Source organism: Desulfoscipio sp. XC116, from assembly GCF_039851975.1.
Classification (GTDB): Bacteria; Bacillota; Desulfotomaculia; order Desulfotomaculales; family Desulfallaceae; genus Sporotomaculum.
The window spans coordinates 1152999-1176407 of the sequence record NZ_CP156660.1 but is presented as its reverse complement, the minus strand read 5'-3'; the positions used below and the strand labels follow the sequence as shown (position 1 = coordinate 1176407).

The 23409-nt window shown below is 48.4% G+C and carries 20 protein-coding genes and 1 riboswitch; of the genes, 1 reads left to right on the top strand and 19 read right to left on the bottom strand.

The window, feature by feature from the left end:
• Positions 1-363: 363 nt before the first annotated feature.
• The 7 genes from ppdK to recO all read right to left on the bottom strand — a co-directional run bounded on the left by ppdK (position 364) and on the right by recO (position 9375).
• Entirely contained in the window at positions 364-3009 is a 2646-nt protein-coding gene (gene ppdK / locus ABDB91_RS05495; RefSeq protein WP_347490612.1) for a pyruvate, phosphate dikinase, read from the bottom strand.
• The gene (locus ABDB91_RS05490; RefSeq protein ID WP_347490611.1) at positions 2999-3877 is read right to left on the bottom strand and encodes a pyruvate, water dikinase regulatory protein; all 879 of its coding nucleotides are present in this window, start codon (positions 3875-3877) and stop codon (positions 2999-3001) included. The genes ppdK and ABDB91_RS05490 overlap by 11 nt, the downstream gene beginning before the upstream one ends.
• A complete protein-coding gene (locus ABDB91_RS05485; RefSeq protein ID WP_347490610.1) occupies positions 3849-4490 on the bottom strand; it encodes a helix-turn-helix transcriptional regulator in 642 nt (213 codons plus the stop codon). Before ABDB91_RS05485 ends, ABDB91_RS05490 begins: the two co-directional genes overlap by 29 nt.
• A 140-nt stretch (positions 4491-4630) precedes the next feature.
• Entirely contained in the window at positions 4631-6724 is a 2094-nt protein-coding gene (gene glyS / locus ABDB91_RS05480) for a glycine--tRNA ligase subunit beta (RefSeq protein WP_347490609.1), read from the bottom strand.
• A gap of 1 nt (position 6725) precedes the next feature.
• Positions 6726-7604, bottom strand: a complete 879-nt coding sequence (gene glyQ / locus ABDB91_RS05475; RefSeq protein WP_347490608.1) for a glycine--tRNA ligase subunit alpha — start codon at positions 7602-7604, stop codon at positions 6726-6728.
• Positions 7605-7957: 353 nt separating this feature from the next.
• Positions 7958-8440 (bottom strand): DUF4342 domain-containing protein, encoded by a 483-nt coding sequence (locus tag ABDB91_RS05470; RefSeq protein WP_347490607.1) that lies wholly within the window; start codon positions 8438-8440, stop codon positions 7958-7960.
• A gap of 173 nt (positions 8441-8613) precedes the next feature.
• A complete protein-coding gene (gene recO / locus ABDB91_RS05465) occupies positions 8614-9375 on the bottom strand; it encodes a DNA repair protein RecO (RefSeq protein ID WP_347490606.1) in 762 nt (253 codons plus the stop codon).
• Positions 9376-9568: 193 nt separating this feature from the next.
• Between recO and ABDB91_RS05460 the strand changes: the two genes are divergently transcribed.
• Positions 9569-10129 carry a UbiX family flavin prenyltransferase gene (locus ABDB91_RS05460; protein WP_347490605.1) on the top strand — a complete coding sequence of 187 codons (561 nt, stop codon included), beginning with the start codon at positions 9569-9571 and terminating at the stop codon, positions 10127-10129.
• A gap of 3 nt (positions 10130-10132) precedes the next feature.
• Here ABDB91_RS05460 and ABDB91_RS05455 read toward each other — a convergent pair whose 3' ends face one another.
• The 12 genes from ABDB91_RS05455 to ABDB91_RS05400 all read right to left on the bottom strand — a co-directional run bounded on the left by ABDB91_RS05455 (position 10133) and on the right by ABDB91_RS05400 (position 23406).
• Positions 10133-11275, bottom strand: coding sequence for an ABC transporter permease (locus tag ABDB91_RS05455; RefSeq protein ID WP_347490604.1), 1143 nt, complete (start codon positions 11273-11275; stop codon positions 10133-10135).
• A gap of 67 nt (positions 11276-11342) precedes the next feature.
• On the bottom strand, positions 11343-12098 hold the full coding sequence (locus tag ABDB91_RS05450; protein ID WP_347490603.1) for an ABC transporter ATP-binding protein: 756 nt from the start codon (positions 12096-12098) through the stop codon (positions 11343-11345).
• 97 nt (positions 12099-12195) lie between these two features.
• Complete coding sequence (locus ABDB91_RS05445) at positions 12196-13683, bottom strand: efflux RND transporter periplasmic adaptor subunit (RefSeq protein WP_347490602.1); 1488 nt, start codon at positions 13681-13683, stop codon at positions 12196-12198.
• A gap of 189 nt (positions 13684-13872) precedes the next feature.
• Positions 13873-14712 carry a hypothetical protein gene (locus ABDB91_RS05440; RefSeq protein WP_347490601.1) on the bottom strand — a complete coding sequence of 280 codons (840 nt, stop codon included), beginning with the start codon at positions 14710-14712 and terminating at the stop codon, positions 13873-13875.
• 97 nt (positions 14713-14809) lie between these two features.
• Positions 14810-16195, bottom strand: a complete 1386-nt coding sequence (locus ABDB91_RS05435; RefSeq protein ID WP_347490600.1) for a HAMP domain-containing sensor histidine kinase — start codon at positions 16193-16195, stop codon at positions 14810-14812.
• Entirely contained in the window at positions 16192-16860 is a 669-nt protein-coding gene (locus ABDB91_RS05430; protein WP_347490599.1) for a response regulator transcription factor, read from the bottom strand. Before ABDB91_RS05430 ends, ABDB91_RS05435 begins: the two co-directional genes overlap by 4 nt.
• A gap of 586 nt (positions 16861-17446) precedes the next feature.
• Entirely contained in the window at positions 17447-18421 is a 975-nt protein-coding gene (gene corA, locus ABDB91_RS05425) for a magnesium/cobalt transporter CorA (RefSeq protein WP_347490598.1), read from the bottom strand.
• A gap of 146 nt (positions 18422-18567) precedes the next feature.
• Positions 18568-18734: riboswitch (M-box (ykoK) riboswitch) on the bottom strand.
• A gap of 57 nt (positions 18735-18791) precedes the next feature.
• Positions 18792-19688, bottom strand: a complete 897-nt coding sequence (gene era, locus ABDB91_RS05420) for a GTPase Era (RefSeq protein ID WP_347490597.1) — start codon at positions 19686-19688, stop codon at positions 18792-18794.
• A 54-nt stretch (positions 19689-19742) separates the two neighbouring features.
• Positions 19743-20135 carry a cytidine deaminase gene (locus ABDB91_RS05415; protein WP_347490596.1) on the bottom strand — a complete coding sequence of 131 codons (393 nt, stop codon included), beginning with the start codon at positions 20133-20135 and terminating at the stop codon, positions 19743-19745.
• Positions 20135-20494 carry a diacylglycerol kinase family protein gene (locus tag ABDB91_RS05410; RefSeq protein WP_347490595.1) on the bottom strand — a complete coding sequence of 120 codons (360 nt, stop codon included), beginning with the start codon at positions 20492-20494 and terminating at the stop codon, positions 20135-20137. The genes ABDB91_RS05415 and ABDB91_RS05410 overlap by 1 nt, the downstream gene beginning before the upstream one ends.
• Positions 20495-20780: 286 nt before the next feature.
• On the bottom strand, positions 20781-21269 hold the full coding sequence (gene ybeY, locus ABDB91_RS05405; protein ID WP_347490594.1) for an rRNA maturation RNase YbeY: 489 nt from the start codon (positions 21267-21269) through the stop codon (positions 20781-20783).
• The gene (locus tag ABDB91_RS05400; RefSeq protein WP_347491538.1) at positions 21226-23406 is read right to left on the bottom strand and encodes an HDIG domain-containing metalloprotein; all 2181 of its coding nucleotides are present in this window, start codon (positions 23404-23406) and stop codon (positions 21226-21228) included. Before ABDB91_RS05400 ends, ybeY begins: the two co-directional genes overlap by 44 nt.
• Positions 23407-23409 lie beyond the last annotated feature (3 nt).

The following is a 23409-nucleotide window of genomic DNA, read 5'->3' as shown; positions in this document are numbered from 1 at the left end:
CATATGCATTGTATCACGTTTTATATACATATTCAATGCATTTACATTATCCATTAACAATATAGAATCAAATAAATTACAGTATAATGGCTGCAAGCAGAGCAATCTCATTTTCGGCTTTAAAACTTAAACTCTGAAAGCACTAGAATATAAGCCAATTCTCACTTCTCCGCATCAAAAAGTGTGCCATAATGCATGTTTTTTTATATTCTGGCCACCGAAAACAGACGTTCTTCATATAAAAGCAAGGTGCTGACACCCAAAATCCGAGTTGCCAGCACCCTGTTTATGTGATATTAAAATTCTCTCAATCAATTACGTCGCAAGTCTTACGCGCCATGCATCCTGCACTCGTCTCAATGCTTATTTCGCCTTAACAGCCGCCTGCGCCGCCGCCAGACGGGCGATAGGCACCCTGAACGGCGAACAGCTCACGTAATCCAAACCGATCAGGTGACAGAACTCAACGGATGAAGGTTCTCCGCCATGCTCCCCGCAGATACCTATCAACAAATCAGGTTTTACACTGCGACCCAACTGCACCGCGGTCTGCATTAATTTACCCACGCCGTTGCGGTCCAGCACTACAAAGGGATTTTCCTTCAATATTTTTTTAGACACATAGTCCTGCAGGAACTTACCCTCGGCATCATCCCGGGAGAAGCCCAAAGTAGTCTGGGTCAAGTCGTTGGTGCCAAAGGAGAAGAAATCAGCCGCCCCGGCTACTTCATCGGCCAACAGCGCGGCCCGGGGCACTTCAATCATGGTGCCCACGGTGTATTCAAACTGCACACCCGTTTCCTTCATTACATCGGCAGCCATTTGCTCCACTATTGTACGCAGGAAGGACAGCTCGTTGATATCAATAATCAGCGGTATCTCCACTTCGGGGATTACCCGGCAGCCTTCCCGCACCAGCCGCGCCACGGCCTGAAAGACGGCCCGGGCCTGCATGGCGTAAACAGCCGGGAAAGTGATACCCAAGCGGCAGCCCCTGTGTCCCAGCATGGGGTTGAGTTCGGCCAGCGCCCGCACTTTTTTAAGCAGTTCCTCCCTTTGCTTGATTTCTCCAACATCCCCACCGGTCAGCCGCAAAGTGGTGATTTCCACCATCAACTCCTCGGCGTTGGGCAGGAACTCATGCAAAGGCGGGTCCAGCAGCCTGATAGTCACCGGCAGACTTTCCATGGCCTTCAAAATACCGTAAAAGTCTTCTTCCTGCATGGGCAGCAGCTTGGCCAGAGCTTTATCCCTTTCCTCGTCAGTATCAGCCAGGATCATTTGCTGTACTATCGGCAAGCGGTCCTGGGCCATAAACATATGCTCGGTGCGGGTAAGTCCGATACCCTCGGCACCAAATTCTCTGGCTTTGGCGGCATCATGCGGCGTGTCGGCATTAGCGCGCACACCCAAAGTGCGAATTTCATCGGCCCAAGCGAGCAGCTGCTGGAATTCGCCGCTGAGCTCGGGATCAATCATGGGCACCTCACCCAGCATAACCTGGCCGGTAGCCCCGTCTATAGAGACAATATCGCCTTTTTTAACGGTCATTCCGTTAACGAAAAACTCTTGATTAATATAGTCGATACGAATAGCTTCACAGCCGCACACACAGGGCTTGCCCATACCCCGGGCCACCACCGCGGCGTGGCTGGTCATGCCGCCCCGGGAAGTAAGGATACCTTGGGCCTGTACAATACCGTGGATATCATCCGGTGTAGTTTCCGTGCGCACTAAAATTACCTTTTGTCCGTCCTGCCCCATTTTTTCGGCTTCGTCGGCGTCAAACACCACCTGGCCACTGGCGGCCCCGGGCGATGCAGGCAACCCCCTGGCAATCACTTCCAGCCTGGCATCGGGGTCAATACGACGGTGCAGCAGATGGTCCAGATGGGCCGGCTCCACCCTCAATACAGCCTCTTCCTTGGTAATCAGACCTTCGTTAACCATATCGACCGCTATTTTAATAGCGGCCTGAGCGGTACGCTTGCCGTTACGGGTCTGCAGCATGCACAATTTGCCCCGTTCAATGGTAAACTCAATATCCTGCATGTTGCGATAGTGCTTTTCCAACAGAACACAGGTATCGGCAAATTGCTTGTATACACCCGGCATTTCATCTTTTAAAGTAGCAATGGGCTGCGGAGTCCGGATACCGGCCACCACATCCTCGCCCTGGGCATTAATCAGGTATTCACCGTACAGCTCGTTAACGCCGGTCGACGGGTTACGGGTGAAGGCCACACCGGTACCGCAATCATCACCCAGGTTGCCAAACACCATAACTTGCACGTTTACGGCGGTACCCAGACTATCCGGTATTTTATTCACTTTACGGTATACAATGGCCCGGTCATTATTCCAGGAGTTAAACACGGCGTAAATAGATTTAAACAATTGCTCCATTGGTTCCTGGGAAAACGGGCTGCCGGTTTCCCGTTCAATAAGCTTTTTATATTCTTCAACCACGACTTTCCATTGTTCGGCAGTCAATTGATTATCATATTGAACATTAGCCAAGTCCTTTTGGGTTTCCAGGATGCGCTCGAATTTAACATGTTCAATACCCAATACCACGTCGCCAAACATATTTAAAAAGCGACGGTAGCAGTCCATGGCAAACCGTTCATCCCCGGCAGCCCGGGCCAGTCCCTTGACAGTTTCATCGTTTAAACCCAGATTCAATACAGTATCCATCATACCGGGCATGGAAATGGGTGCCCCGGAACGCACACTTACCAGCAGAGGATTGTCCGGATCGCCAAAACGCTTGCCGATTTTTTCCTCCAGGGTTTTAATTTTATCGCGCACCTGATCTTCCATGCCGGGTGGAAACTGCCTGTTTTCCACGTAAAATTGGTTGCAGGCATCAGTGGTAATGACAATACCGGGAGGAACCGGTAATCCTATATTGGTCATTTCTGCCAAATTGGCACCCTTGCCACCGAGCAAATTTTTCATATCCGCCCGACCTTCTTCAAAAGAGTAAACCCATTTACTACTTGCCATGCCTTTCCCCCCTGTAGTATATTTCCAGCACACGACTGGCGGTTTCTTCAATGGCTTTATTGGTTACGTCAATTATCGGGCAACCAACTTTTTTCATTGTATTTTCCGAGTATTCCAATTCTTTCAAAATGCGCTCCATACTGGCATAATCGGCATTGGAAGTAAGGCCCAGCGCTTTGAGACGCTCCCGCCTGATTTCATTAAGCTGGCTGGGGCGAATAGTGAGGCCGACCACCTTATGCTGGGCCAGATTGAAAAGCTCCTCGGGCGGAGCCACTTCCGGCACCAGCGGCACATTGGCCGCCTTTATCCGCTTGTGGGCCAGGTACATGCATAAAGGTGTCTTGGAAGTGCGGCTCACACCGATAACTACCAGGTCAGCCCGCAAAATACCGCGGGGGTCTTTGCCATCGTCGTATTTTACGGCAAACTCGATAGCCTCTACCTTGCGAAAGTACTCCCGGTCCATTTTGCGCACCAGCCCCGGCTCAAGCTTGGGCTGGCAGTCTTCCAGACAGGTTAAGGCATCCAGCATGGGACTCATGATATCTACCGTTAAAATCCGGTGTTTTTTGGCCTCGTCAATCAAAGTCTCCCTAAGCTCGGGCAGCACCAGTGTATACGCAATCAAGCTATTAAAATGACCGGCCTCTTCCACAATTTCCGGGATTTCCGACGGATCATTAACATAGGGAACCCGGCGGATCTCTATCTCGCCGCCGTTAAACTGACTGGCTGCTGCCCTGGCCACCAGCTCGGCTGTCTCGCCAATGGAATCCGAAATAATATAGATAACCGGTCTTAATTTATTATTTATCGCGGATATGGATACCGCCTCCTTAATAATCACCTTCGCCCAATTCAACAAACAGCCTGGTGATATTGGTTTTGCTAAACCGCCCGACAACTTCCAGATCCGTTCGACCGTCATCTCTTTTAACCCGGCGCACCACCGGCAGAGCATCCACCTCATGCATAATCAACCTGCGGGCAGCTTCCCAAACTGATTCATCGGATTCCACATAAACAACATTGGGCATTCTGGTCATAATCACACCCACGGGCAGTTTGTGTATATCCTGCCCGCCCAGGGTAGTTTTTAGCAGATCCTTGCGGGAAAGCACCCCTTCCAGCAAGCCTCCCTCCCGAACAACAAACATTGTGCCCACATCTTCTATGAACATGGTAACCACGGCATCGTATACAGTGCACTGTTCAGGAACCACCACGGGCACCGATTTAATTTCATTGATCGGTATCTTATGCAGTTTCTCAGCCAGCGCCCGCTCGGGTTTCTTGCCACTGTAGAAATAACCCACCCGGGGACGGGCCTCCAACATACCGGACATAGTTAAAATAGCCATATCCGGGCGCAACGTGGCCCTGGTCAGACTCAGCCGTTCAGCGATTTGTTCACCGGTAATGGGGCCTTCCCTTTTAACAATTTCCAGGATAGTTTCCTGCCTTTTGGTAAGTTCCATATCATCGCCCCTTGCAGAGCAAATATGCCATACTATTAACCTTTACTCTTATAAATAATATATATTATATGCACAGTTTAAATTTCCTCTTACTATTTAAAAAATTTTTTTAATTAAATTTACAGCATATTATAAGCATATTACTTATTTGATGTTACCATTTTACTTAAGTCTGCCATACCGCCAATAAAGGCGGAAATTTTTTGTAAAAGGGCCAGGCGATTGTCCCTGACCCGCTCATCATTTACCATCACCATTACATCATTGAAAAAGCGGTCTACCGGCTTTTGCAGCTGCGCAATTATAGACAGCGCCGCGCCATAAGCCCGTTCCCTTATCTTGACGCCGGCGGATGCGGATACCGATTGAAAAGCCTGATATAGCTCCCGCTCAGCCGCCGAGTCGAACAACGCCGGGTCCACCCGGTCATGAGCCGCCTTTTTAGCCAGGTTGTGTGCCCTGGTAAAAGCGGTAAGCAATGCTTCAAAGGCCGGGTCGGTGCGGAATTTTTCCAAAGCCCGCCCCCGCAGCCAGGTCCCCGCCGGATCATTAATGCCGGCCGCCAGCACTGCGTCCACGGTGTCGTAAGGCAGTCCCCGGTCAATAAACAAACCGCGCAGACGCTGCCGGAAGAATTCCTCCAGTTCAGCGATGACCTGTTCCAGCGTTAGTTTCATCTGCACCCGTCCTGCGTAGCCCCGGTAAGCCTGTTCTATAATCTCTTTCAATGACAGCACCAGCTCACCGTCCAAAATGATATGGCAAATCCCCAGGGCTTGGCGCCGCAAAGCATAAGGGTCCTGTGACCCGGTTGGCATAATGCCCACACCGAAGCAGCCCACTAAAGTATCGGCTTTATCAGCAATACTTAAAGCCCGGCCCGGCAGCGTTTCGGGCAGATCATCGCCCGCAAAACGAGGCAGATAATGTTCATATATCGCCCGGGCCACGGTATGCGGCTCATCCTGGCGCAAAGCGTATTCCCGGCCCATAATCCCCTGCAGTTCGGGAAATTCGTAAACCATGTTGGTTAAAAGATCCGCCTTGGCCAGATAAGCGGCCCGGGTGGTGTCTCCCCGCTCCTGAAGGCCGGCGCCCAACCGGACGGCAAGTAAATCAGCCAGAGTGGTAATCCGCTGCACCTTTTCATATATTGTGCCCAGGCTTTCCTGAAACACTACTTTTTGCAGCCCTTCCACCCGATCCGCCAGGTTTGTTTTGAGATCCTCGTGCCAGAAAAAGACGGCATCGGCAAGGCGGGCCCGCAGCACCTTTTCATTACCGGCCCGAATGATATCAATACTTTCTTGATCGCTGCCGCTGTTGCCCACGGCAACAAACCGGGACAGCAGACTCCCGTCCGCGCCCCGTACCGGGAAATAACGCTGGTGCTCCCGCATGGGGGTAATTAATACTTCCTCCGGCATCTGCAAATAATCTTCATCAAAACTGCCGCATAGGGCAGTGGGATACTCTACTATGTTGGCAACCTCATCCAAAAGGTCGGCATCAATTTCCGCCTGCCCGCCCTCACGGGCCGCGGCCTCGTTTACCTGCCGGCGGATAAGTTCCCGGCGCTCGTCTATATCTACAATTACGTGTGTCCCGCGCATCAACTCAAAGTAAGCGCCGGCCTCGGCAACAGCCAATCGACCGCTGCTCAAAAATCTATGGCCGTATGTATAGCGGTCGGACTGTAAACCGGACAAACTAAAGGGCAGCACCTCACCGCCAAATAGGCAAAGCAGCCAGCGAATGGGACGGGCAAAACGCATATCCAGGTCACCCCAGCGCATAGGTTTGGGGAAATGCAGACCGCCAATGAGCGTCGGAACCAATTCCGTCAGCACGTTAACAGCGGACCGGCCCGCCTCTTGCTTGACGGCAAAAACATATTCCACCGGCCCCACTGATTTACGCACCAGTTCCTCTACCTGCACACCGTTACTTTTAGCAAAGCCCAGAGCGGCCCGGGTGGGTTCACCTTCGGCATTGAAAGCCACCTTCACTGCCGGGCCTTTAACCTCCTGAAGCAGAGATTGCTGGTTTTCCGACACATCTCGAACAAAAACTGTAATCCGACGGGGAGTACCGCAGGTGATAATTTCCCGATAGGCCAGCCTATTGTCCTGTAAAGCTTGCCCGGCAAGCCTTTCCAGCTCGGCAAGCGCCGGAGCCAAAAAACGGGCCGGCAGTTCCTCCACACCAATTTCCAATACAAAATCCCTGGCCATATCAGGCACCCTCCTTCCGCAGCAGGGGATATCCCATTTCCTCCCGCTGTTCCACATATTTTTGCGCGCAGGCCCGGGCCAGATTGCGCACCCGATGGATAAAACCGGTCCGTTCGGTAACGCTGATAGCTCCCCGGGCATCCAACAGATTAAAGCTGTGTGAACACTTCAAAACGAAATCATAAGCGGGCAGCACCAGGCCTTTAGCCACCACTCGCTCAGCCTCGCACTCGTACATATCGAATAACTTGAACAGCATGTCGGTGTCCGCTTCCTCAAAGTTATAACGGGAATGTTCCACTTCCCCGCGATGGTGCACGTCACCATAACTGACGCCATCCACCCATTCTATATCGTACACATTGTCCTTTTCTTGTATATACATGGCCAGGCGTTCCAGACCGTAAGTAATTTCCGCGCTGACCGGCCGGCAGTCAATACCGCCGCACTGCTGAAAATAGGTAAACTGCGTAATTTCCATACCGTCCAGCCAAACTTCCCAGCCCAGGCCCCAGGCCCCAAGCGTGGGCGATTCCCAATTGTCCTCCACGAACCGGATATCATGTTTGCGCGGGTCAATACCGATGGCTTGCAAACTGCCCAGATAAATGTCTACGACATTATCCGGCGATGGCTTTAAGATCACCTGATACTGATAATAATGCTGCAGCCGGTTGGGATTTTCCCCATACCGACCGTCCGTGGGGCGCCGGGAAGGCTCTACATAAGCCACCCGCCAGGGTTCGGGACCCAAAGCCCGCAAAAATGTGGCCGGGTTCATGGTACCGGCCCCCTTTTCCACATCATAGGGCTGCTGAATGATGCATTTTTGCTTGGCCCAGAATGTATTGAGGGCCAAAATCAACTCCTGAAAATTCAAAATACAACCAACCTCCCATTAATAAATCAGCATATATATAAAAAAATATTAAAGCCCCCCGACCCGGCATAAAGCAGGGACGGGAGGCATTTCCCGCGGTTCCACCCTGATTGGCCGTCGAATGCCGACGGCCCGCTCTTTGTGGGCAGGCTTTACTCACCGGAGCTTGGCGCACCGATTTTCCTCCTGCGGCTCGGAAACCCCTTTCACCATAGCTGTCACCGGTTTGCACCAACCACCGGCTCTCTGAACGACGTCGCCATGGCTACTTTTTCCCTCGTCGCCAAAAGATAAATTTATTTTACCAAATAAATTTATCAAATTTAGCCATTAAAGTCAATTACATTGGCCTATTATTGCATCGGCGGGTTCTTAAAGGTAAAAGTATCGTCAGAGCCGGGCTGTTCGGACTGGCTTTCTCCTTTTTTAGCCCGGTGCTCTATCTCCAATGTGTATTTTTTAGCCATCGCAGTGGCCGTGCCCAACGCCCCCAGTATGGCCAGTTCACTGCTGGCCAGCGCCGCCAATACGCCAACTGCGCCCATTGTAGCCGGCATCTCAAAGACGGTGCGATCACCTTGTTTAACTTTGATTCTGGTATCCTGCCCCCGCTGCAGCATTGTCTTAACGTGCTCCATGATATCCTGGGCACGGCCCTGTACTCTTTCGGTAAACTCGCATTGTTCCTTATCGGTAAATGACCGGTCCGCTTCTTCCAGGTTGATTAACGCCCGCACCACGTCACCACCGGCATCATCAAGAGCTTGCTTGGCTTCCCGATAGGTAATCCCGGTTCTGGCTCTTATCAAATCAATTTTTTCCAGTTCGCTACTCATAAAACAGTCCCCCTTGTAAATATAGTATAAAAATCTCTTCTATTACTCTTCTACTAATTTGCACTTAATTTTATTAAAATACTCTATCGCCAAAACTTACTGCAATACTTGCCGATAGAATGACAGATCTTATGGCAAAATCTTAATTAACTTAATTTTACCTTTAAGAACACTTAATTATGCACCGGACTGAAACTATTGAGTTTATCCATAAACTGCAGTGTGCGTGAACGTTTTTCCATATGCCACTGTAAGTATTCGCGCATGATAGAGCGCATTTGCAACCGGATCGGCTGCGCCACGCGCAGTCTATTTATTTTATATATGTCCCAGTTCAGCAAAGTGTGCATTAAGGCCACGGTTCCCTTATTACAGGGTATGCCCTCCACACCGACAGCGCAGCGAGAGCAAACCAAACCACCGGCCTGGGCGCTGAACCTGGCGGTAAGGCTATTTACCTCGCCGCCGCAGTTGGCACAACAGTCCAAGGCAGGCAAATAGCCCAGCAAATCCATCAAGCGCAGTTCAAACCAACGCGCCACCAATTCCGGGTCAATTGTTTTATCCAACACCCGCAATGTTTTAATAATATGTATAAAGACGGCCTCATGAGGGTCCCCATCCACCGTCAAAGCATCCACCAGTTCAGCCAGATGTCCGGCATACAGCATTTTATCCAGATCCGTCCATAATCCGGGGAAAAATTCCCGCCCCTCGCACTGGCTGATGCTATCCAACTCCCGTCCCTGCCGCAACAAAAAATCAGTTACCGAAAAGGGCTGTACCGCCCCCCGTTTGCGGCTGGTAGGTTTGGCCACCCCGTGAGCGACAACTCGTATTTTACCCTGTTCCTGAGAAAAAAGAGTTAAAATACGATGAGCGTCACGCATTTCCCGCGAATTCAGCACCACCGCAAGAACCTTGTAAAGTTTCATGTACATCCTCCCCACCACAATGGATGGAACTATTCGTTGACTATGCTGCAAATACACATTGCGATACCGCCAGGTTTCACGTAAAATTATAACATGCAGCACTGACGATATACAGTCAACGTATTGAAAGTATAATATCAATAAATCCGCGATGGTCATTGCATAAATTTAATTAAAAAAAGCGAGGTTTGGCATGCATATAGTTGCAGCAATTACCGGTGCCACCGGTGCGGTTTACGGCATCACTTTGTTAAGAGAACTGGCCCGGGCCAATGTAGAGACCCACCTGGTGCTGAGCGACTGGGCCCGGCACACCATTGAGCTGGAAACAGACTACCGGGCCAGCGCCATCGACGCTCTGGCATCTCATGTTTACAGTGCGAACAACCTGGCGGCCCCCATAGCAAGCGGATCATTCAGACACGATGGTATGGTCATTGCACCTTGCAGCATGAAGACGCTTTCCGCCATTGCCAACGGATATGCTGATAATCTGGTCAGCCGCGCCGCCGACGTCACTTTAAAAGAAAAGCGCCGCCTGATACTGCTGCCCAGAGAAACTCCTCTGCATGAAATACATCTGGAAAATATGCTTAAACTGGCCCGGGCGGGAGCGGTTATCATGCCCCCGGTGCCCGCGTTTTACCACCACCCGACCACCATTACAGATATAGTACACCATACAATAGGGCGAGTGCTGGATTTGTTTGCAATCGAAAACGATCTGGCCTCCCGCTGGGAAGGGCTGGAGTAAACATTACTTTTCAAAACGCAACGCTTCAATAGGGTCCATTTTGGCGGCTTTGTTGGCCGGATAATAACCGAAAAATACGCCAATCACCGCTGAAAAACCCACGGACAACAGTACGGAAAATAGCGTAACCGATGTAGGCCATCCAAATATTTGGGATATGATATGAGACCCGGCTATGCCGGTGAATATCCCCGCCAGGCCGCCCAACAAACAAAGCACCAGAGCTTCAATCAAGAATTGATTGCGTATGTTACTATCGGTAGCTCCTACCGCCATACGCAGGCCAATCTCTCTGGTCCTTTCGGTAACGGAAACCAACATGATATTCATCGTGCCGATACCTCCCACCAGTAGGGAAACAGCCGCCACACTGGCCAAAAGCAGTGTCATAACGGCAGTAGTGCTCTCAGCGGTTTCCAGAACGGAAGTCAAATTTCGCACCTGGAAATCATCCTCGCCGCCAACCAGGCGGTGCCTCTCCCTCAACAGCGCTTCTATGCTGCCCTGAACATAATTCATACTTTCCGGCGACTGGGTCTGCACATTGATCAAGCGAATATAATTTACACCCATCAACCTTCTTTGAGCTGCGCTGACCGGTATATATACCAAGTCATCCTGATCCTGGCCCATCATAGCGGCCCCTTTGGCAGTAAGCACTCCCACTACGGTAAAGGGGAGCTTATTAATTCTTATGGTTGATCCCACCGGGTTGACGCCGGAGGGAAAAAGGTTCTCTGCCACCGTGCTGCCTAGAACCGCCACCATAGACGCTCCTTGCACATCATCCTTGGTAAAAAAGGAACCTGCGCTTAGCGGCCAGTCTTTAATCATCTGCATCTCCGGGGTAGTGCCGACAGTCTGAGACGTCCAGGTTTGATTGGTGTATTCCATAGTCGCGCCGGTACTTAATTCCGGGGCCACATAAGTAACCATATTTAGCTCGGCAATGGCTTGGGCATCATCCAACGTCATAGTATTTACACTCCCCCCGGCCCCCCGTACAGGTCCCTGTCCAAAGTTGGGGGAAACCATCAACAGATTTGACCCCATGCTGGCGATCTGGCTGGAAATCTTATTGCTGGCGCCCTGTCCGACGGAAATCATAATAATAACGGCGGAAACGCCGATAATGATACCGAGCATGGTCAGGACGGACCTTAATTTATTTGTCTTTAGGCCGTTTATCGCTACTGCGAAATTGCTTGTAAAGTTAATTTAAAACACCCCTTTCCTCCGCAAATGCCGACAAATCTTCAGCAGCATCTCTTTGATTTGCAACCGGGGCGTCGCTTATAAGTTGACCGTCCTTAACTTTGATTAAGCGACGGCAATAAAGGGCAATATCTTTTTCATGGGTAACCATCACCACAGTAATGCCCTTTTCCATGTTCAGTCTCTGAAGCATAGAAATAATCTCTATGCTTGTTTTTGAATCAAGAGCACCTGTGGGTTCATCCGCAAGTATTAAAGAAGGATTGTTTACCAGTGCCCGGGCAATAGCCACCCTTTGCTGCTGGCCGCCCGACATTTGGCCGGGATTGTGGTTCATATAATTAGACAGCCCGACCCAGGCCAGCGCATCCTTGGCTCTGCCCGCCATTTCCCTCTTGGCCGCTCCGGCATAGATCATCGGCAACTGAATATTGTCCAGCACGGACACATTTCCCAACAGGTTAAAGCCTTGAAATACAAAACCGATCCTCTTGTTGCGGATAGCGGCGAGCTGATTTTTACCCAACTTGGAGACATTTTCATCGTCAAGATAGTATGTTCCTTCAGTAGGCCTGTCTAAACAGCCCATAATATTCAGCAGCGTGCTCTTGCCCGAGCCGGAAGAACCCATGACAGCAACCATTTCCCCATTTTGAATAGTAATACTGATCCCTTTTAACGCATGCAGCTTCGTTTCTCCCATGTTATATATTTTTTTAATATTTTCCATTGCGATAGCTGCTTTACCGGACACGTTCCATCACCACCTGATTTTTATAGTAACGGCTGTACACCTAGACATAATGTTCAAGACCACACCGCATACATAAGCCGATGCCGCTGACATTTCGTCAGCGCCCCGGTCCACCAATACGTACCGCGCCACCGGCACCCGGCATAAGCGGATTACCGCTTTGACCGCTGAGATTCCCGGTATTCTGGCCAAGAACTCCAACAACCACCTTTTCACCCATGCTAAGGCCTTCTATAACTTCATATCTGCTCAGGTCCGATAACCCCAACACCACTTGCCGAACCACGGGTTTTTTGGATTCATCCAGCACAATGACAACATCCTGCTGTTTTAGTGTATTCCCCTTAACTGCATCACCAGCGGCGCCATTAAGGCCGGTACGCGTATCCCCGCCCGGCCTTGTACTGCTCGCACGACCGTTATTCTCACTGCCTACAGTGGATTTATCCTTCTGATCACCGCTTTGCCTCATTTTATTTTGAAAGCTAAGCGCATAAGTAACAGCGCCTTTAGGTATGGTGAGGGCATTTTCCTGTCTTTCGACAATAATATTCACGTTTGCAGGCATACCGGCCATTAACCCGGTTTGGTTTTTATCTAATTGAATAATAGCATCGTAAAGCTGGACGTTGGATTCCGCATAGGCCTGGGGAGAAATACTGCTCACCCTGCCGGTAAAGGTTTTCTCCGGAAAGGAATTAACCGTAAATTCCGCCTGCTGGCCAACTTTCAGCTTGCCGATATCGGACTCATTAACCTGCGCTTTAACCTGCAGGACTTCCGATATTATATCCACAAAACCGCCCCCGCTGGTATTATTATTGTTGGCCGTGGCCCGCTGTCCTTCCGCTCCGTTTATAGCACTTACAATACCTTCGATAGGGCTGAATATTTTTGATTCGGCCAGTTCTTTTTCAGCCATTTGCAGCTGCGCTCTGTTGCTGTCCACCTGCGCCGACGCCGCCTCAATTTCCTCCGGACGATTACCCGCCTTAAGCAATTTCAAAGATTCCTCGGCTTGCTTTAATTGGGCTTCGGCGTTTACGTATTCATTATTTATTTGGTCAAATTCAGCCTGAGATATATATTCCTGCTGAAGCAATTGTTTATTACGCTCCCAATTTGCTTCGGCCAGTTCATAACTCGCCCGGGCCGCGCTGACATTAGCTTCCGCCTGGGCTATCTCTTCAGGACGGGCACTATTCCTTTGTATAGCAAGATTAGCAACGGCTGATTTTAAACTTGCCGAAGCCTGGGTTAGCTGGGCCTGCAAGTTTGCTGTATCTTGTTCAGCCAACAACTGTCCGGTGGTCACGTGATCACCCAGCTTTACATGTATCTTGTTTATCACTTCCGAATTTTTAAAACTCAAAGATACCGTATCCACCGGCTCGACGATGCCATTGGCCGAGATTGTACTGGAAACAGTACCTTTTTGCACGGCTTCGGCAATATAACCGCCCTCCGCCTTTTTAACTCCCCTCAGATAATAAAAACCAGCCAGCGCAATTAAAACAATTGCTAATACGGCAATCACAACTTTCTTATTTAATTGTTTGGAAATAAAATCTGATACCTTTGGCATAACGTTCCTCCCCCGGATCTTAATGCTTTTTTAATAACAATGTTTTTTAGGGCTATAGAAAAGCACATTTTCATAACCTAGTACAAGCATATAAACAAAAAAACAAATAAATATAAAAAAATATGGGAAATTGTGAAATATAGTTATAAAAAAAAGGACCCTCCTAAGAGAGTCCGTCTTTCCAGAGCCTTAATTTTTTTCTGATAATCTGGCAGCAAGCTGTTGGTTTCTATCTTTCATTTGTTCCAGCAGCTGTGCTAAAACGTCTTTAATAGTGGACTCATCACCTGATTCCACAGCCTCATCCAGCTGAGCCATAATATTGTCTAAATTGGTTAAATTCAATTTTCCCCGCAGGCCAAGTTCTTCAAATTCCTCACTGGCTTGCTCAGGGGTCATGGTACCGTTTTCAACTTGTTCCCGGATAGCCTGTAACTTTTCTTTTACCTCATCAGATAATTCAGGCCGCTGCTTAATCGTACCCATTTTTTCCAAACCTAGCTCTTTAAGCTCCTCAGCCGCCTGCTCCTGAGTCATGGTGCCGTTTTCAACTTGCTCCCGGACAGCCTGTAACTTTTCTTTTACCTCATCAGATAATTCAGGCCGCTGCTTAATCGTACCCATTTTTTCCAAACCTAACTCTTTAAGCTCCTCAGCCGCCTGCTTCTGAGTCATGGTGCCGTTTTCAACTTGTTCCCGGACAGCCTGTAACTTTTCTTTTACCTCATCAGACAACTCGGGCCGCCGCTCAGGCACTTGTTCTTTTAATTCGCTTATTAATTGCTCGCGTTCGGCAATAACACTTTGCCAATCTTCCATACTGTCCGGCGCATATTTGCCGACCAGATCCAAAATATTGTCCTCAGCTAACAGACCTTGTTCACCGTCAAGTTGTTGATGGTAGATGAATTTTGCGTTAGATGGCAAATCCGCCGGGTCTGCAACGGTATCAGCCGCAAAAGATGCAGTAGGTACCAACACCGACAATCCTAATACAATTGAGAATACTTTCGTTTTCCAGCCGCTCATTTAATTAATTCCTCCCAACAATATGTTTTAGGTGGCCAACCACATTTACAATATACAAAGCAAATGTGGGACAATTATCAAAGAAATATGGGAAAAATTAAAATTTATCAGAGGTATTGTCCGGCACCGAATCGGAGGGACCTAAAGGTATTTTCACCTTTGAAGATACACCATCTTTCTCATTGGATAAATCAATTTGCCACCCGTACATTTTCACGATGCGTTGGACAATAGTCAATCCCAGACCGAATTTTCCCTCCCGGCCTTTGTGGAAGGGCTGGAACAACTGCTCATAGATATGAGGCTCAATTTTTGAGCCGTCATTCCAAAAGCAAAGCCATATTTCACTTTGATCACTATTCAAACCCAGGGTGACTTCAATATGTGAGACAGCATAACGAAGGTGGTTTTCCAACAGATTCTCAATCATCACCCTTAAAGTTTCTTCATTTCCCGCAATAGCTACCGGCTTAAGATCCAGTCGACGGCTTATTTCAGGACGCTGTAGATACAAAAGCTGCACTGTTTTTTCAACCAACCTATCCAATTGTATTTGCCGGTGAACCGGCTCCCGGGTAACCAGATAGTCAAGCCGGGTTAAATAAAGCAATTGCTTGATCAGCTTTTCCAGGCGCGCGCCTTCCTCGTCAATTACCTGTATACTACCGGCCGGGTCGCCTTTGGGATAAACCCCGTCCCGCATAGCCTGGGCATAGCTGCGAATCACCATAACCGGTGTTTTTAGCTCGTGAGAGATATTTTGCAATATGGATTGCTGCGCTTCATCTTGCCGAACAAGCTGCCGGCGCATGGTTTCTATGGAACCGGCCAGTTGGCCAATTTCATCCCCCTGTTTAAAGGCAAGAGGTTCATGCCAGTTGCGATTGGCTATACGTTGTACATGTTGTTTCATCTGAATTAAAGGCCGGGTCAAATAACGGGCAATAAAAAGTGAACAAAACCAGCTGATTATCAAGCTTATACCGGCAAATACCATAAAGTTAAGTAATAAATTTGTTATAAACGTATCTTCTTCCGACTTTCTAAAGAATGATATTTGATAAAAAGGACGCCCATAGATCATATTTTTTTGTACTACATAGCGAATACTCCCTTGATCATCAATATACTCATATATTTGCCTGGTTTTTTGCTGGGATTCCGCCTTTTGCCTGATTTCATGAATAAGAGGTGTGGTGACTATTTGTTTAGCTTGTGTCGGTATGGTGGTTCCATCATCCAGGATAATTAAACTACGGATATTTATACCGCGAAAGCTAAAATAAGAGGGTAACTTATCTTTAATAATATTTTGTCCCGGAGGAGGGGGCGGTGGCGGTAGCGCCTTATGCGGTTCCATCAAGGCATCTGTAAAAAAACTTCTTATAAGTGAAGGCATAACAAGTATAGTAATTAAGTAGAGCATCAGACTAACCAAAGACAGGGCCAGCCAAATTTTAACTGTAAGCGATAGTTTTTTCATTTGGCTGTCATCCTGTATCCGAAGCCATATATTGTTTCAATGCGTAAATCCGGCATCTTTCTGCGCAAACGCCTTACCAAATCATCTACCGAGCGGTCGGTGCCCACATAATCCTCTCCCCACACATGATTAATAATTTGATCCCGGGATAAAGCCTGTCCCCTATGTTTGGCAAAAAACAGAACAATGTCGTATTCCTTTGACGTTAATTCAATGTTACGAAATCCTTGAAGGGCCAAACGCTTTTCTTCGTCCAAAGTATAGGGATGTAAATCAATGGTCGGTTTATGCTCTTCTCTGGATTTATAAACCCGCTCCAGTAAGCGGTGTACACGCAGTACTAATTCCCGGGGCAAAAACGGCTTGGCCAGGTAATCATCACCGCCCATCTCCAGGCCTATTATGCGATCTAAATCAGCATCACGAGCAGATATAAAGATAACCGGAACATCCGGCGACGCCTCCTTGATACGGCGCAATAACTGGTAGCCGTCTATATCAGGAAGCATAATATCTAAGATCCAAAGATGCGGGTGTTCTTCAATAACCCGCTGTGCCGATTGTCCATCGGTAAAGGGACGCACCTCCCAACCCTCCTTAGTTAAATACGTAGTTAGTATCTGACATAGATTTATTTCGTCTTCCACCAGAAAAATGCGATACAATTGCAAGCCCCCTCTTTAATAATGAACAGGCAAATTTTTTTAATTGCCGGGAAAACAATCGGTATAGTAAATATCATTATATAATAAATTACAAAAAGCCAGACCCCGCAAAAAAGTCCGGTTTTACTAAGCAATGTTAAATGTTACTGTAAAATTACAATTTAAATGCGGAACAATTATCAAATAAATATGGGAAATTGTGAAACCCGGTATAAACCACAGCAAGCGCCCCAAAGACTCAACAGCAGCCGCCAGCATGTTTATTATAACGAGGTTACCCGTAAACTCGTTCATCTAAAACTGAACATCGGGACTTCAGGTAAGGGATTCTACCCCACCCGAAGTAAAAATAGGAAGGGGCTGTTGCACAACAGGCTAAATAGTTCATAGTGCCGCAGCTTTTTATAAAGATACCAAATTATTATCGGAATAATTGGCTGAACTTAGAAAAGGGAGTATCGCTTACTACTCTAAGAAAGTAGTTTTGCGACACCCCCTCTTGAAATTCAGTAAAAAAGGACAAACTTGTTTAAATATCGCATTGCATTAAAGACCTGATATTCAAACAGGTCCGTCTCTTTTATCTTTATATCCACTTTTTCATTTTAAACACCACAAACATCCATACCGTCACCCCTAAAAGCCCCGCAGCAATGGCGACGGTGGACCAGGCGCTGTGCTGCTCGGGCAGCGGCACATTCATGCCGAAAAAGCCGGTGACAAAGGTCAAAGGCATGAAAATGAAGGATATAACAGCCAACACGCGAATAGATTCGTTAGTACGGGCGCTGATAATGGAATAGTACGTCTCCAGCGCACCGTCCAATAAATCCCTGAAACCGTCAATAGAGTCGATAATGCGCTCGATATGATCCACCAGATCCAGGTAATAAGGTTCGCTTTCCTTGGAAACCTGGAACACAAACTGGCCGTTGATACTCGAAAACATCCTTTTCTGCGGTAAAATAGCCCTGCGCATGGATAAAATAGTCCTTTTCAGAGCCAGGAATTCCTCGGTGATCTCCTTGCTGGGCTGCTCGTACAGCTGATCCTCCAATTCATCAACCCGCTGGTCGATACGATCAAGAATGGGAAAATATTCGTCGGTAATACCGTCCAGTATATGATATAGAAACATATCGGAGCCTTGCTCCATACACTTGGTCCTGTTGGACAGGCACCCCCTGGCCATCCGGCCCAGAGTGGGCAGTGTTCTGCGGTGCACGGTCACCACATAATTAGAGCTCAAAAAAACATTAAGCTGCTCCAGCATAATTTCTTCATCACTGTCTTCCTTATAACGCAGAGCATTCAGCATAAAAAAATAATATTTATCATAGGCATCAACCTTGGCCCGAGGACTTTGCTGCATGCAGTCCTCCACCGCCAGGTAGTGAAAATCAAAAATACCGGCCAGGTAATTTAGTTCACGTTCATCTTGAAAATCATACAAATCCACCCAGAGCAAATCATCCTCGTGTTGAATCATATCTTTATTTGTTAAATCCACATCATGGACTAGCCGTCTCCGGGTGGCATCATAGAAATAAGTTTTGATCATGCGGGTCACCTCCACGGAAGTTATTCAGTTTTTGACCATCATTTACAAATAAACTTCGTCGGTGAGGAGATTCTTCCATGCAGGTCACCCCCTTTAAAAAGCAATATAAAAGGCCTTCAACATAAAATGAAGACCAACAAAACATTCGCCTTCTTCAATCGTGCCAGTTTTGGCTCTATACAGCTAGAGAAGTAATCTCAGCCACATTAGATAAAACCTTAATTCGATAATATCTGCTGACCCGTTACTGTCTCTCGACATTTCCGGGCAGTGGCCTGTGTCTGTATAGTAGCCTCACCTAACGAAGAACAATATTTAATTGTTATTCCATGTATATATTATTACTTACATGCAGGATTGTCAAAAGATTTTATTCCTCCAGCAATCCGAAATTACGCATATCTACATCCCGGTTGCGCCAGTCTTTCTTTACCTTAACCCATAGTTCTAAAAAAATACGCGAGCCCAGCAGCGCTTCCATTTCTCCGCGAGCCTGTTTACCCACTTCTTTGAGCATACTGCCGCCCTTGCCGATCAGTATACCCTTTTGGCTCTCCCGCTCGGTATAAATAATTGCCCGCACGGCCACTAAATCCTGAGATCTTTGTTCTATCTCATCCACCACTACCGCTACGGAGTGAGGCACTTCCTGGCTGGTTAAATGCAGCACCTTTTCCCTGATCAGCTCAGCCATGATAAACCGCTCGGGCCGGTCCGCCACCATATCGGCGGGATAGTATTGAGGCCCTGCGGGCAGATAATTGATTACTGTTTGCCGCAGATGCCGCACGTTTTCACCGGTAAGCGCCGAAACAGGCACAATCTCCGCGAAATCACCGGCTTTTTGAAAAGCTGCCACAATAGGTATTAGTTCGTCCGGTTTAACCAGGTCAATTTTATTAATGGCCAGCAATACCGGGCCGGTGACTTTCTTTAGCTGTTCCAGCATGTAGCGATCACCCGGACCGGGCATGGCCGCTTCCGCCAACATCAGCACTACATCTACTTCCCGTAAGGTATTTAACGCCATTCCCACCAGATGTTCACCCAATTTGTGCTTGGGTTTATGAATACCCGGCGTATCGATAAAAACGGCCTGGTAGTCCGAACCCGTGAGCACACATTGTATTTTATGGCGGGTTGTCTGCGGCTTATCGGACATAATGGTTAATTTCTGGCCCAGCATATTGTTCAACAATGTGGATTTGCCTACATTCGTTCGTCCTACAATGGTTACGAAACCTGATTTGAAACCCGGATCATTCATATCAACGATTTACCGTTCCTTTCGCAATATCAAACCGACAATTAACCTAACTAATCATTGACCCAATGCAAAAGCCATCGGCAGCAGTTCGGCGACAGTCGTTTCCCGGTAGGCGCCGTGCCGGTTGGCCAGATATACCTTGGTATCACCGCCGAATTCAGCCAGTACCTGGCGGCAGGCCCCACAGGGACTGCAGTATTCTTCGGTATCAGCCGCGACCGCCAAGGCGGAAAACTTACGCTCGCCTCCGGCTACAGCAGTAAACAGCGCTATCCGTTCAGCGCAAACTGTAAGCCCGTAAGATGAGTTTTCCACATTGCAGCCGGTATATACCTCGCCCTTAGCCGTAAGCAGCGCCGCGCCCACCGCAAAGTTGGAATAAGGCGCGTAGGCATTTTGTCGGGCCTCTAAAGCAAGGGCAATAAGTTGTTCGGGTTTCATTTGCATCACCTCAACAATTCCCGCAAACGAGGCCATATTAGTAAATAAGCAACAACCAGCGCATTTATAGCAGTAAGCATCACAGCCCCGGCCGCCACGTCTTTGGCTATCCGGGCCAATGGATGACGCCGGGGAGACACCAGATCCACCGCCGCCTCTAAAGCTGTGTTAAACATTTCAGCAGCCAGCACCATAAATACAGTTAATGAAAGCACGGCCAATTCCAACGGTGACATTTTTAAAAACAGGCCGACACCCAGTACCAACGCCGCCGACAACAGGTGTATCTTCATGTTTGGCTGGGTTTTTACAGCATAACATATACCGCACACAGCCCAGCGAAAGCTGCGCATCAGGCGTAGCAACCGCCATCACCTCTTCTACCGCCCCTACCGGCTTTAATCATTGCAAACCGCCTGACAGCAACCCAACGAAGATTTCCCCGCCACAGCATTACTACCCATCACCGCCGCCGCTGCCAAAGCTGAACTTCAATACCGTCAGCGGTTTTTTTCCATACCTTATACAAGGAGGTTTTAGCAGTAAATCTAATTACCATATTTCAATATCCCAGTTGTCGAGACCCGGCGCTAAATATGGCCGTAACAGCAGGAAGCCAATAAGCGGAGCTCAACTTTCAACTTTCAACTTTCAACACCCGGTGCCGGGTACCAGAGGGGGAGGGGCGGGGAGTCCTGCTTGGGTTAGAATGTTTTCCTCCTGAGTACGCATGCTTTGTTTATCGGACTGAATTTCGTGATCATAGCCCAGTAAGTGCAGGACCCCGTGTACTGTTAAATAGGCCACTTCTCTGGCAAAACCATGGCCGTACTCTCCGGCCTGACGCCGGGCAGCCTCCAGGGATATCACCACATCTCCCAGCATGGGCTCATCTTCATCCCCGGGCATGGCGGGGCCCTCCAGCATAGCAAAGCTGAGCACGTCCGTGGGACCGTCAATGCCACGGTACTGCCGGTTCAAGCCGGCTATATAATCATCGTCTACAAACACTATGCTTACCTCGGCGTTTTCCGGCATACCGTTACTGCCCAAAGCCTGTACGACTACCCGGGTAAGGAGTTGTTCAAGCTCATCGTCAACTGGTACCTTTTCCTGCAGATTGTTTACGAGTACCGGCATGTTTGATTCTCCTTCTCTCTATTTCCTTGGTCATATCCGGGTACTCTATTCTGCTGTGGAATATACCTGACAGTACCCTGATAAATGATCCGGCAATGATGTCCAGATCCTTTAACGTAAGATCACACTCGTCAAGCTGACCGTCCATAAGCTTATCCTTGATGATCTTGCGCACCATTCCCTCCACCCGGCCGGGAGTGCGATTCGGCATAGAGCGAACCGCCGCCTCCACCGCATCGGCCAGCATCACAATGGCCGCCTCCTTGGTTTGCGGCTTGGGTCCTTCGTACCGAAAATCATCCTCGGTAACGTTTTCATTTTTACTATTTTCCACAGCCTTATGGTAAAAGAAGCTGCACAAACCATTGCCATGATGCTGCTCGATTATTTCAGCGATCCCCTGGGGCAATTTGTGTTCGCGGGCCAGTTCCACCCCGTCTTTCACATGAGAGGTCAGAATCAGTGTACTAAGGGTGGGCGCTATTTTATCATGGGGGTTTTCTCCCATTTGGTTTTCAATAAAGAAAAATGGGCGCTTCATTTTACCAATATCGTGGTAGTATGCCGCCACCCGAACCAAAAGGGTATCCCCGCCCACTGCGTCCGCAGCCGCTTCGGCCAGGTTGCCCACCAGCAAACTGTGGTGATAGGTGCCGGGCGCCTCAATTTGCAAGCGCCGCAAAAGCGGGTTGCCCGGATTGGACAACTCCAGCAGGCGCACGGATGACGTAATACCAAAGGCGCTTTCCAGATAAGGTATGGCGCCATTAGTCAAAATAGACGAAAGTATACCATTTACAGTGCCCAGTATCAAGCTCGAGGTAATGATAAGCCCAATAGGCGTATCGCCAATCAATCCCATGGCAAAGATAGCCACTACATTAGCCGCCGCCGTATAAAAGCCGGCCCGGGCCATATCACCCCGCTGGCTGAGCTTGCTCACCCCGTAAACACCGGTAAAGCCTCCGATGAGGGCCACCGCGGCAAATCTGATCTGGCCCCCGGTCATAAGCGCCAGCAAAAAGCTGATGATCGCCACTACCAGCACGGCCAACCGGGAATCAAGCAAAATAGCAATCGTCATACCAGCCGCAGCCACGGGGGCAACGTAAGCAAGCAGGGCGGCAAATTCAGGCCACTGGGTTACATTTATAGCAATAATGGCCTTGGATACACCAAGGATACCCAGCACTATAATGCCCATCAGGTATAAATGACCGGCATGGTTATATATTTCTCTGTTTTGCTGGTAAAGATAAAAAAGCACCACAGACATCAACAATGCCACCAGCAAAGCCGAACCCAAAATGGAAGAGATGGGTAAAATAGGACGAGAAAGTCCCAGTGCCTCCAATTTAGCAATATGTTCCTCGGTAACTATTTCCCCCACACCAATTATTTTTTCCCTTTCCTTGATGGTCACCATCACCGGGGGCACCGCTTCACGGGCTGTCTGCTGCAAGCGTTGGGTTTTCTCAATGTCAAAAAATTTATTGGGGCGCAAATAATAGCTTACCATTTCCGAAGCCAGTGTTTTATAAGAGTTATTTAACTGTAGATTATTAATCTCGCTTACCAGCATACTTTCCACATCATTAATATTTTCCTGAGTTACGCCTTCTCTTACTTCCATAACCTGCGCAATCATGGAGGCTAAACTGTTCTTCACCCGCTCCAGGCTGCCCGGATTGGGCTGAACCAGTATTTCCAATACATCTTCAGATAAACTGAACGGGATTTTATTTTTTAGTTGTGCCGCTTTTTCATTATTATTAATTTCAGTATCTGATTGTATTTCATCCAGATTGTTTACCAGCGTTGCTATGTTTTGCTGTACATCCAGGCTCACCCGGGGGTCGGTGATATACTGTTTTTCCACCTGATTGGCCGCCAGATTTCGAGCCTCTTCGGTTTTTAACTTATCTTGGAATATAATGCTGCGCGGCGCAAAAACATTGGTGGGCGAAACTTGTCCCACCGCTAAATTGACCTTTTGGGGCATAAAATCAACGGATATAAGCAAAGTCAGCAGTACAAAAAATAAACACGCGGCCAGCCCCCTGCGCACTTTACGCTTGCCGGCCAGCCGGCTGAAACTATCCGCAAGTTTTCTTTTTACCGTACCCAGAGAAAACATTAA

What these genes read in the sequence shown, in the direction of transcription:
- ABDB91_RS05470 (WP_347490607.1), bottom strand. Translation starts at nt 8,440, where the DNA reads ATGAGTAGCGAACTGGAAAAAATTGATTTGATAAGAGCCAGAACCGGG.
- ABDB91_RS05445 (WP_347490602.1), bottom strand. Translation starts at nt 13,683, where the DNA reads ATGCCAAAGGTATCAGATTTTATTTCCAAACAATTAAATAAGAAAGTT.
- ABDB91_RS05415 (WP_347490596.1), bottom strand. Translation starts at nt 20,135, where the DNA reads ATGCAAATGAAACCCGAACAACTTATTGCCCTTGCTTTAGAGGCCCGA.
- ABDB91_RS05400 (WP_347491538.1), bottom strand. Translation starts at nt 23,406, where the DNA reads ATGTTTTCTCTGGGTACGGTAAAAAGAAAACTTGCGGATAGTTTCAGC.
- ABDB91_RS05435 (WP_347490600.1), bottom strand. Translation starts at nt 16,195, where the DNA reads ATGAAAAAACTATCGCTTACAGTTAAAATTTGGCTGGCCCTGTCTTTG.
- ybeY (WP_347490594.1), bottom strand. Translation starts at nt 21,269, where the DNA reads ATGCCGGTACTCGTAAACAATCTGCAGGAAAAGGTACCAGTTGACGAT.
- corA (WP_347490598.1), bottom strand. Translation starts at nt 18,421, where the DNA reads ATGATCAAAACTTATTTCTATGATGCCACCCGGAGACGGCTAGTCCAT.
- ABDB91_RS05455 (WP_347490604.1), bottom strand. Translation starts at nt 11,275, where the DNA reads ATGCTCGGTATCATTATCGGCGTTTCCGCCGTTATTATTATGATTTCC.
- ABDB91_RS05485 (WP_347490610.1), bottom strand. Translation starts at nt 4,490, where the DNA reads ATGGAACTTACCAAAAGGCAGGAAACTATCCTGGAAATTGTTAAAAGG.
- ABDB91_RS05460 (WP_347490605.1), top strand. Translation starts at nt 9,569, where the DNA reads ATGCATATAGTTGCAGCAATTACCGGTGCCACCGGTGCGGTTTACGGC.
- ABDB91_RS05440 (WP_347490601.1), bottom strand. Translation starts at nt 14,712, where the DNA reads ATGAGCGGCTGGAAAACGAAAGTATTCTCAATTGTATTAGGATTGTCG.
- glyS (WP_347490609.1), bottom strand. Translation starts at nt 6,724, where the DNA reads ATGGCCAGGGATTTTGTATTGGAAATTGGTGTGGAGGAACTGCCGGCC.
- recO (WP_347490606.1), bottom strand. Translation starts at nt 9,375, where the DNA reads ATGAAACTTTACAAGGTTCTTGCGGTGGTGCTGAATTCGCGGGAAATG.
- ppdK (WP_347490612.1), bottom strand. Translation starts at nt 3,009, where the DNA reads ATGGCAAGTAGTAAATGGGTTTACTCTTTTGAAGAAGGTCGGGCGGAT.
- era (WP_347490597.1), bottom strand. Translation starts at nt 19,688, where the DNA reads ATGAATGATCCGGGTTTCAAATCAGGTTTCGTAACCATTGTAGGACGA.